Below are 7,558 nucleotides of genomic sequence, written 5' to 3'. Positions count from 1 at the left end.
AGCCTGGCCTATGAAGTCGCCTTGGTTGAGGCACAGGTGCGTAACGGTCATGACCGGCCGCTGATTCCAGGCCTGCGTGGTGGTGCACCCAGCACGTCTCGTCCCACTGATCTCTCTGCTTCAGCAGAGTCTGCGCCGGAGTGGGTGCGGGAGCGGATTGTCAGGTGGCGTCCGCAGTCTGGCGGGCCGGGGACGTTGCGGGAGTTCCTGGTTGGTTTCAGATGGGATGATGGTCAGCAGCGCGACCAGCAGTTGTCCGTTGCCCGCGGCTTGGGTTACCGGCTTGCTCCGCTCACCAACGATCTGGTCGAAATGTGGGTTCGGGGCTTGCTGTTGGAGGGATTCACCCAAACCGGAGTGATGAAACTGTCCGACGGGCTGGCTGGCCGGAGACTTGTGCGGCGTGTGTGCAGGGATGCGGGTATTTCCGGGTTGTCCCGGGTCGCGCTTGCTTCTGGTGGTTTGTGGGGGACGCCCGAGCAGCAGGCGACGGCGAGTGGGTTGGGGCTGGGGATCGTCGATGTTGACGCCGATGGGGATTGTTTTTATCGGTCGGTCCTGAAATCTGTGCCGGAAGGGATTTGGGGGCCCCGGCTTGACCGGCTGGGTTATGAACGGACTGTGCAGGGGTTGCGCAGCGCGCTCGCCGGCAGTTATCTGCAAAGATTCGTCGCTGGCTCTGATGGTGAGTGGGAGTCGTTGCGGGTCGTCGCGGACGACATACGCACATCCCAGAGTTGGAGCAATGTTGGTGGTGATGTTGCTCCCCAGCTTGTTGCGGACTTGCTGGGCGTCAACATCCTGGTGATCGTCCCTGACGGTCGCCGGTCCACTCAGGGCGTCGAGCAGCATGACGCCAGGGAGACCTACCACATTGTCTACAACGGTACGGACCACTACATGGCCACTCAGCGAACTGGTGAACACGCCGCTGTGGGGGGCGAGTCGCTGGTGGTGCCGGAGTGGGTGCCGGGTTGGGTGCGGGAGCGGATTGTCGGGTGGCGTCCGCAGTCTGGCGGGCCGGGGACGTTGCGGGAGTTCCTGGTTGGTTTCAGATGGGATGATGGTCAGCAGCGCGACCTGCAGCTGCCCCTTGCTCACGGCAAGGGTCGCCGCCTTGCTCTGGTCACGCGGGATCTGGTGACAGCGTGGGCTCGGGGCTTGCTGTCGGAGGGATCTTCCCGAGACAGAGTGATGGAACTGTCCGGCGGGCTGACTAGAGAGGATTTTTTGTGGCGTGCGGGCCCGGGCGCTCGGGTGGGATTGCCGAAAATGCCGAAAAACTTGCGTGACGGGATCTTCCGCGAACTTAATGTGGGCAAGACGGAGTTGCTCGACCTGGACCGGAAGCGTGTTGTGGAGTATGGGAGGCAGTTGGGCGAAGTGATCGCGGGGCTGGTTGCCGGGCTGGGGCCGGAGGTGGAGTTGCCGGACATCCGGATCACGGTTCGGACGAATGTCGAAGGTAATAGGAGGCCGAATCCGCCGCTTGGGTCGCTGCCGGGCGCGTTGCAGCCGACGGTGAAGGAGCGGACGCAGAGCTGCATCAGAGGCTTTCTGGACCAGGGGATGAAGCAGCGGCCGTCGCGTGGTGAGGGTGAGAACGGGGCCGATGGGGACGGTGAGCGCGGCGTCGACGAAGAATTCGCTGCGGCCCTGGAACGTCTGCCAGTGACCTGGTCTTGGATGGGACTTCAGAGAAAACGCGGCGAAGACCCCGGCTTGCCCGTCCTGCCCAGCTTCGCCATCCGGTCTGTCGGCGATCTGTCGGGCCGGACCGCGGATTACTATCGCGGCGCCCACCAGCTGGCCCTGAGATTTAAACGTCTGTCGGCCACCGCTGAGCAGCGGCTGTTCTGGCGGCTGGAGGGCTTCGTCGGTCGGTTTGTGGCGAGTCCGCCTGAAGCGCGTCCCACGCTGAACGTCGAGATTCCCAGTGAATCGCAGGAGCGTGAGGCGGGGGTCAAGGAACTACTGGACCGTGCTCTGAAGGAGGTATATAAGGGACTTCGCCCGCCGTTTGCCGAGTTGCGTGAGCACGTGGTGATCGGCTCGTCCGCCATGGGAAGGGACGAGCTACTGCTCACCGAGACCTCTGCGTCGGCACCGTCCGGCACTCCGCCGCGCATTGGTGATCATGCGGGTACCGGCGAGCACATAGCCGACGGCGTGGGGGTGCGGCCTGGCGAGGAGGGCGAGGACGACGATTCGCTGTTCGTGGGCGCGACGCCGTCCGGGTTTGTTGAGTCCGACGCCGGGTCTGGCGGTTTGCCCGAACCGGACGTGGACGACGCCGATGTGCCGGTGCATGGTGTGGGCGAAGGGCGTGTCGCGCAGTCTGGCGTGGCTGACGAGGAATCCGAGTCGTATTGGCTTGGGTTCGGTGGCTGGATGGATACGGTGCAGCCGATTGTTCCGCCGCCTGGTAGCTGGTTGGACATTGGTGACCACGGTGCCGCCTCGGACACCGGCCCTGGTGTGAGCGCGCAGCGTAAACGCCAGCTTTCTTCCGGAAGTGGCCCGGACCCGCTTGAGCCATTGGCGAAACGGGTGCGGCCGGATTCCGCTGCGGTGGCGGGTGAGGCGGGTTCGGGTGCTGTTTGGGGGTCTGAGCAGGCTGGTTCGGTAGTCCCGGGTGTGGTGGGCTCCGGCCTGACCGGCGTTGGCCTGACCGGCGTTGGCCTGACCGGCGTTGACCTGACCGGCGTTGACCTGACCGGCGTTGACCTGACCGGCGTTGACCTGCCTGGCGTTGATCCGACCAATCTTGATCTGGCCGGCTTTGATCCGGCTAGCTTGGACTTGGCCGGTGTTGACTCGGCTGGTGGTGACCTGTCGGTCGATGGGCAGGTGGCGGGCTGGTGGCTCGATTCCGCTGGGGGAGCGGAGGACTGGTTCGGTGATGTGCCCGCTGCTGTTGATCCGTCCGTAACGGACACTGCGGTGGTGCCGGATGCGGTTTTGGGCCGGTCCGGTCTGGGTGACGGGGGTGTCCCGGATGTCGCTGTGACGGATCCGAACGCTGTGCCGGGTGCCGGCTGGAACACCCGTTCCGACGCGCCGGATCCAGGTGGTTTGGGTGAGGCGGGTTCGGGTGCTGTTTGGGGGTCTGAGCAGGCTGGTTCGGTAGTCCCGGGTGTGGTGGGCTCCGACCTGACCGGCGTTGACCTGACCGGCGTTGACCTGCCTGGCGTTGATCCGACCAATCTTGATCTGGCCGGCTTTGATCCGGCTAGCTTGGACTTGGCCGGTGTTGACTCGGCTGGTGGTGACCTGTCGGTCGATGGGCAGGTGGCGGGCTGGTGGCTCGATTCCGCTGGGGGAGCGGAGGACTGGTTCGGTGATGTGCCCGCTGGTGATCTCGTGGATGCCGGTGGGCGTGCCGCTGTGGGGGGCGAGCCGCTGGTGCCGGGTTGGGTGCGGGAGCGGATTGTCGGGTGGCGTCGGCAGCCTGGCGGGCCGGGGACGCTGCTGGATTTCCTGCTTGATCTCAGATGGGACGATGGCCAGGGGCGCGACCTGCAGCTGCTCCTTGACCAGGACGATCACGGCCACTTTGTCCATCCGGGCGCGGGGGAGCTGGTGGAGGCGTGGGTTCAGGGCCTGCGCTGGCAGACCAACGAAGCTGACGGATACGCCCACACCAGATGGAGTGTGGCGGAGCTGTCCGGTGGGCTGGTTGGCAGCGACACTGTGCTGACGTGGTGGAGGGAGGTGGTCCCGCCAGTGGTGCCGGTGGGGGAGTGGGAGCGGATTGTTGGGTGGCGCCCGCAGTCTGGCGGGCTAGGGACGTTGCGGGAGTTCCTGCTTGACCACAGATGGGATGATGGCCAGGGGCGCGACCTGCAGCTGCCCCTTGCCCGCGACAGGGGAGGCCGCTTTGTCTGTCCGGTCACGCGGGATCTGGTGGCAGCGTGGGTTCGGGGCTTGCTGTTGGAGGGGTTCACCCACACCCAAGTGAAGAAACTGTCCGGCAAGCTGGCTGGCCGGGACTTTGTGCAGCGTGCGAGCCTGGTGCAACGCGAAGTCGTCTCTGCGGTCGAGGTGCAGCCGGGTGTTCCGCCGTCTGGTAGCTGGTTGGACATCGGTGAACACGGGGGAACCTCGGAGACCGGCTCTGACGTGAGAGCGGAGCGTAAACGCCAGGCTGCTTTTGGCAGTGGCCGGGATCCGCTTGAGCCAGTGGCGAAACGGGTGCGGCCGGATTCCGCCGCGGCGGTTGAGGCGGGTTCGGGTGCTGCTTTGGGGTCTGAGCGGGCTGGTTCTTCCTTGGGTGAGGGGATGCCGGAGCACTCGGTAGTCCAGGGTGCGCCGTCGCGGGGGCACGGGGCCGCGCTGTCCGACGACGACATCGCTCGGCTAAGCCCTGTCGGCCTGGATTACCCCGCGAGCGCCGGCCATCCATTTGCCGGCAAACCCGCTGGCATGCCAACGGATACCTGGTCCGGGCTTGCCACGAGGAGCAAAGCGGTGAGCGAACCGGCGATCCATTTCGACTCGGTCTCGCTCCTGCGGGCGCGCAGGTACATCAAGTCGGAATTTCCGCATCTGCTGTCCGTCAATTCCGCCAATTTCCTCTGGTACGACCACTTCCCCGGTGAGCTGCGGTCGACACTGCGGGACTGGTACCACGGACACCTGTCGGACAGTGGGCCGAACGTCAACTGCTCCGAGTGTATCGCGGCGACCGACAAGGCGATGGACAACATTGCCGCGAAGGCGCCATGGGTGGCGCAACCTCGAAACACGGCCACCGCTATCCGGAACTATTTCCACACGACCGCATGGAATTTGTTCTACTCGTGGGACGATGTGATCAGGCACATGAAGAAGGCCCAGGTGGGGGCTCGTGCGCTCGTGTACGTCGAGAGAACAAAGCCGATCGCCCACGTCTTCAACGTCATCAACCGGCCCGAGGGTGTCGTCTTCCTGGATGGCCAGACCGGAAAACTCGGCAAGCTTTCGCCCGACGCGACGAAGATCGTTCTCGTAGAATACTCCGGGCGGAAGTTGGAGCACCCAGACGCGGATCACCAGCTTCCCGACGAGGGTGGACTGTTCAGTGGCCTGACCAGCGCAGCGACACCCGGAAAAACAACACAGCCCGATCGGAACGACGCCGGCACCAGCATTTCCAGCGGGCTGAAACCAGCCGGGAACAATGCAGGCTCGACTGCTTACCCCGCTGTGGCCGTGGTCTCTTCTGAGGGGATGCCAGCTGCAACCCTTCCGGACACACGTCCGCAGCGCACCCGGTCGGTCCAGCCCGTCCCGCCGCCGTCGACAGCGGTGGACGCTCCGCCGCCAGGCTCACTAACGGGGCCGGGCACGGTGGTGCTGGAACGCGACTCGCCACTGCCCGGCCCTGGAACGGCACCGCCTGCCTCACAGGCACCCGCGACTGGCGAGGCGGTTTTGATGGACGTGCAGGCGAGCGCGGTGCCCTGGGTCAACGACCGCGGTGACCAGGTTGGTGTGTCGTTTCCCGTGCACCCGCAGGTGGCAGTCAGCCCGGACGCCACGCGCGCCCTGGCACCGAGCCGGTCGGTGTGGCCGTTGTTCAGCAGGCTCGGTGCCCGGACCGGCGTGTTCTTCTCGTCCAGACCACCCATCAATCCGGAGTCGAACGGCTGGCTGCTGGTCGACGGCAGCGGCAAGCGGGCCGGGGCCGCGTTCCCCACGAACACCCCGCCGCCACCTGCCGAAAAACCGCTGCCCGGCAAGACCGAGACGGCGTGGCCGCCGCTGGCCACCAGCGGTGATGCCTGGGTCGGTACGCACTTTTCCTCGACGTTGTTCCCATCGGGGGCGAGTCGGCAGGAGCGGCGTCCGAGCGACACGTCTTCCGGCGGCATGTCGCCGGTGTTCGACACGGTGCCGGACAAGGATCGCTGAGCCGGTTACGGAGGCGCCAACCGACCTGGCCGCCAGGCGCTACGCGTGCCGAGTGCCCACCACGGCCGAACCGCTGCGTCATGACTGTCCCGAGCTCGTCGTCGAGGCAGCTGGGGCCGAGCTCACTCCGGCGCAGATTAGGGCGTTGGCGGAGCACGCTCGGGATCTGGCGGAAAGGCCGGTGGCACGTGCGGAGCGGGATTTTGCCTCTCCGGTCGTTAACCTGCACGCTGCGGACCCCGCACCCGTGGCTGCGGTGGCGCAAGTGTTGACCGACGGGATCACCGAGCATGCGAGCCGGATGCGGGGCGTGCCGACGACCGCGGCCGGCTACCGTCTGCCCGGTGGTGACAGCTTGCACATGCGGGTGCTGCATGATCCGTCGCCAGTCGCGCAGGCGGTTATCGCCGTCGGGCCTGCGGGTGGCAAGACGGACATGCTGGGCTGGGCTGAGGACGCCGACGAGTTCAAGCTGGCCCACGAGGGCGGGCACTTCTACGGCCTGTATGACGAGTACGTCCGCCGCGACGAGCATGGTGATGACTGGGTGTTCTGTATTACATGTCGTACTTATGAGCGACTGTGGGACAAGTGGCTCGCCTGAGACCCGGTGCGACTGATGGCGCGTCATTCCCAAGCGGCATGTGGTATCAGGGCTGCTTGGGGTCGATGCCGGCGATGACAATGAATACTTCCTCGACCTGGGCGCCACCGCATTCGACTGAGCGCTGCGTGCACACGGTGTTGCTGATGACCGCATCCGCTTCGAGATATTTAGAGGCCGCCACTTTGGCATCGACCACCGCTACCCTGCGGCGATCGCTTGGGTTCGCGCGAGGGGCTGCCGGAGTTGTCTCCGACGGCCCCGTAGTCGTTGCGGTCGCTCACCGATCTTTGATATGGGGCCCAAGAACTTCAGCGAGAACGGGCGACGACGCGCCCGTTGTGCCGTCAGGACACGTAGAAGCTCGGTCCGGGGATTCCGTGCACCTCCTCAGCGCCCCGCTGACCACGACGACAGGGCGAGTCGCTCGATGGCCGGGCTGGACCGCTTCGATATGGCGATGCACCTGATCGCATCAGGCTCGATCCGTACCGATCCGTTGTTGGCCCACGCCGTACCTCTATCGGGTCTTGACGAAGCAATGACGTTGACTCGCAACCAGGCTGGAGTGAAGGTCCTGGTCTTGCCGCACTTCGGAGTGTGCGAATCGGAGTGCTAAACGCAGGTGGGTAGTGCCGATGTTTAGGCCGCGGTTCCGCCGGGCTTCGCTACTGCTGGCCGCGCTGCTCGGAGTGAGTGGGTGCGCTGTAGCCGGGCGCTGGGACACAATGATCATGACGGTCGCGGAGGACATGGCCTTTGCACTGAAGTTGCGTCGCATTCCCAGCAGCAGATTAAGGACAAGATCGGGGAGGTTGCGGGGGTGCTGGGTCTCACCAAGTACCTGGATCGTAAACCGAAGGCGCTGTCCGGCGGGCAGCTGCAGCGGGTTGCTATGGGGCGGGCTATCGTGCGCGAATCCTGCGTGTTCCTAAGAGTTCCTAACAGAATGATCACTTGTAGTGACTGGCATTCCCTGATGGTTGATCATGATCGTGTGAAGAAGGGTGAGCAGCCGCCATGGATCGTGTCCGACGAGCTGTGGGAGCGAATCGAGCC

4 protein-coding genes and 1 pseudogene are annotated in these 7,558 nt (G+C 65.1%); 3 read left to right on the top strand and 2 right to left on the bottom strand.

Features of this window, described 5'->3' with window-relative positions; translation table 11 throughout:
• Positions 1–2,076: 2,076 nt before the first annotated feature.
• Positions 2,077–2,757, bottom strand: coding sequence for a hypothetical protein (locus tag E1288_RS50685; RefSeq protein WP_408014319.1), 681 nt, complete (start codon positions 2,755–2,757; stop codon positions 2,077–2,079).
• Here E1288_RS50685 and E1288_RS50680 point away from each other — a divergent pair.
• Entirely contained in the window at positions 2,638–5,895 is a 3,258-nt protein-coding gene (locus tag E1288_RS50680; protein ID WP_408014318.1) for a pentapeptide repeat-containing protein, read from the top strand. The two genes, E1288_RS50685 and E1288_RS50680, sit on opposite strands and share 120 nt — an antisense overlap.
• Before the next feature lie 52 nt (positions 5,896–5,947).
• Positions 5,948–6,499 carry a hypothetical protein gene (locus tag E1288_RS45605; protein WP_132495487.1) on the top strand — a complete coding sequence of 184 codons (552 nt, stop codon included), beginning with the start codon at positions 5,948–5,950 and terminating at the stop codon, positions 6,497–6,499.
• Between the two features lie 46 nt (positions 6,500–6,545).
• Here E1288_RS45605 and E1288_RS47735 read toward each other — a convergent pair whose 3' ends face one another.
• Positions 6,546–6,698: a hypothetical protein gene (locus E1288_RS47735; protein WP_165968632.1), complete on the bottom strand. Its 153-nt coding sequence runs from the start codon at positions 6,696–6,698 to the stop codon at positions 6,546–6,548.
• A gap of 535 nt (positions 6,699–7,233) precedes the next feature.
• Between E1288_RS47735 and E1288_RS48440 the strand changes: the two are divergent.
• A pseudogene (locus E1288_RS48440) lies at positions 7,234–7,433 on the top strand (sugar ABC transporter ATP-binding protein); the annotation flags it as partial.
• Between the last annotated feature and the right edge of the window lie 125 nt (positions 7,434–7,558).

Origin of the sequence: Saccharopolyspora elongata (assembly GCF_004348985.1) — a bacterium.
Taxonomy (GTDB): Bacteria; Actinomycetota; Actinomycetes; order Mycobacteriales; family Pseudonocardiaceae; genus Saccharopolyspora; species Saccharopolyspora elongata.
The sequence above is the reverse complement of the archived record's forward strand: the minus strand, read 5'-3'. Positions and strand labels throughout refer to the sequence as shown.